This window comes from Dermabacter sp. HMSC08H10 (assembly GCF_001807585.1).
GTDB lineage: Bacteria > Actinomycetota > Actinomycetes > Actinomycetales > Dermabacteraceae > Dermabacter > Dermabacter hominis.
Genome location: NZ_KV789414.1, coordinates 1 through 2,751, shown reverse-complemented (window position 1 = coordinate 2,751; position 2,751 = coordinate 1). Strand labels below are relative to the sequence as shown.

Genomic DNA, 2,751 nt, shown 5'->3' with positions numbered 1-2,751 from the left:
CTAACACCACACACCACCAACGCCCTGCCGCCCCAGCGGCGGCAGGGCGTTATTCCCGATATAAGCCCGAACAGTGGACGCGTGCCGAACCAGCAAGAGCCGCGGCGCTCCCTTTCGGAGCACACCCGATAGCAAATAGAACCAACAGCCTCAGAGACTCTTCGCAACGACACCTCGAGTGCGAGCATCTCCGCTTAGACCCTCTGTGGATCGCCGGAGAAAACCTCAACTGAACCGCGGTGCGAGATCCATGCATCACCACTGCGCGGCTATGTAACCACGATCCTCGACCAGGGGGGAATCAATTATCCATGCAGTTTAGACTTACGCCGAACGAATACTTTTTTCGAGCCCGCGATGCTCGGAACACCCTCGATAACCTCACTGGCGTCAACGCTCTTGTGGACGAAGCAATTGATTTTACCAGCCAAGCACTCGAACACAGCATTCTCAGTCGGGGAGCATCAAGTTCATGCCTGGAACTATACGTCCGAAGTGAAGTGGACTACGGCCGTGGGCGCGCCAACCAAAATATCGAATACGCTTCCGAGGGAATGCGCTATTACATGAGCGCCGATTCTGAAATGGCTGACAACAGTAACAGCAACGCAGCCGCCGCCGAAGGCAAAGGTCGCATGACAAATCTGGACAGGTACAACGAAGCCAATGGCGGTGGTCCCGGAGTATGCACACCAGAAAACCCGATGGGCCAAGCCAACTACGCGAGCAGCCCCGAAGAGATGTTAGCTAATTCATTTGCAAAAGCACGGGAAGCCGAGCAGCGCCCTTACGGCCCGTACCCCATCGAGAAGTAAACCCCTGGAGTAAATCATGGTTTCAAAGTCTGATCTCCCCGAGCTGGATGACCCCGGCACCGTAAGCCAACTAGGCGCAAAATTCGTGGCGATTGGCATGCTCAATAAGTCCATCATCGATGAAGCCAAGTACGGCTGGACGGATATTGCCACCTCCTATCAGGCACCCGAAAGCGGCAAGGTACAACGGGTATTCCACACCCCATCGGAGGCTGCCGACGAGCTCGAACGACGCACCAAAAAAGTTGGGGACGCTCTCGACTCGTATTCCAACACGCTCAGCGACCTTCACACAGAAAAGGCGCAGATCGAATCGGACATCGATGCGGCCAACGCGAAATACGCAGAAGCTATGGCGATGCCTGAAAAGGTCGAAGAGCCGGACCCGGATAATCCGGGCGAGACGATCGAAAAGGATAACGAAGAACGAGAGCAAGCCCTCTCTGAAGCCAATCAAATGATTTCAGCGGCGGAGGCTGCGGTTCAGGCCTTCAAGTTTAAAGTGCAGCAAGAAGACCGAAGTCTCGCAGACTCCATCACAGGGGAAACTATCAATCCACATACTGGTGAAGCAGCGTGGAGTAACTTCGCCGGAGGCAGCTTCTTCAAAGGCGTCTTTGACGCCATTATTGGTATGCCAAAAATTATCGTCGGCACGGTTCGCATCAACGTTTCTGACGTTTGGAATCATCGCCACGATTTGAAGAATTTCTTTTTTGGCCCAGACGGCGCTCGTCACAGGCAGTTTTGGCTCCAAATGGGCACCCTTCTAGCCCCTCCTGGAATGGGAGCAGCTCTTGGAACTGTCGGAACCGCGCCCGAAATTGTGAAAGGAGCGCAAGACGGTTCCCTAAAGCGAGGAGCATTCACTGCGGGCAAGTGGGTATACGAAAATCTGCAGGACGCCGCCATGGGCCCAGCGTCTCCCTCCGTCTATATCCACGGCGAGGCGTGGCTTAGAAAATGGGGCACCGAGACGGCGCACGATCCGGCCTACACCATCGGAGGCCTCGCCCCCACCGTGGTTACCGGCGGCCTCAGCGTAGAGCTGAAAGCCGGCCAAGTCGTCGTCAAGAACCTTACGAAGCCAGGCGAAAAAGCCGTAAAGAAGGGGCTGAAAGACGCTGCTAAGAAGGCGTACGAGGACCCGGCGCGCGAAGCGTTCAATAACGGTATCTACGACTCCCTGAAAGAGGCCTACGGTTCCCAGGGCGAGCAAGGTGCGGCTCCTTCCGCACCTGCACCGGCTCCGGCGCCCGCCGAACAGCCGGCTCCAGCGCCTGCGCCAGCACCCGCAGCTCCAGCGCCTGCGCCAGCACCGGCACCCGTTGCGCCGGCACCTGTGGCACCCGCACCGGCCCCGGCACCTGTCGACCAGCCAGCGCCCGCTCCGGCCCCGGCACCCGTTGCACCCGCACCGGCACCGGCACCCGCTGCACCCGCACCGGCACCGGCTCCAGCTGCGCCTGCACCAGCTCCGGCTCCTGTCAACCAGCCCGCGCCGGCACCCGCCCCGGCTCCGCGTCCAGTGGACCCTGTCGCCGATGCCCTCGAAACGCTTGGCAATGCATCGCACCACGACTTCTTCGAGTTCCGAAACGATCTCATCGATCAAATTTCGGCGATCGACGGAATCGACGGCGATGCGGTGCGCGCCTTTGCTGATGACCCCGAGGGCTTTGCACAGGGGCAAGCGAACCAGGCGTACGAGGACTTCCTGTCCGCGAACCCTGAGGTGAAGCAACTCGTTCCGTAACCCCGAGTAGCCAACTCAAAAAGGCGCTGGCCCCGCGAGATGAGGGAGCGACGTTGCGTCGCACCACCGTTCCGCGGGGCCTTCGCATGCGCACACAACACCAATGTTGACGTCACCTGGGGCACCTAAGTGAACATAGCGGAAACTTCTTGCAAAATGGTTTCTCTTCGGGTGGTGCAC

General features: G+C 58.7%; 2 protein-coding genes. Both read left to right on the top strand.

All coding sequences use genetic code 11. From position 1 onward, the window contains the following. Positions 1-311: 311 nt before the first annotated feature. On the top strand, positions 312-815 hold the full coding sequence (locus tag HMPREF3176_RS00500; RefSeq protein ID WP_070457371.1) for a hypothetical protein: 504 nt from the start codon (positions 312-314) through the stop codon (positions 813-815). Between the two features lie 16 nt (positions 816-831). Then, on the top strand, positions 832-2,571 hold the full coding sequence (locus tag HMPREF3176_RS10290) for a hypothetical protein (protein ID WP_168161925.1): 1,740 nt from the start codon (positions 832-834) through the stop codon (positions 2,569-2,571). The last annotated feature ends 180 nt before the right edge of the window (positions 2,572-2,751 follow it).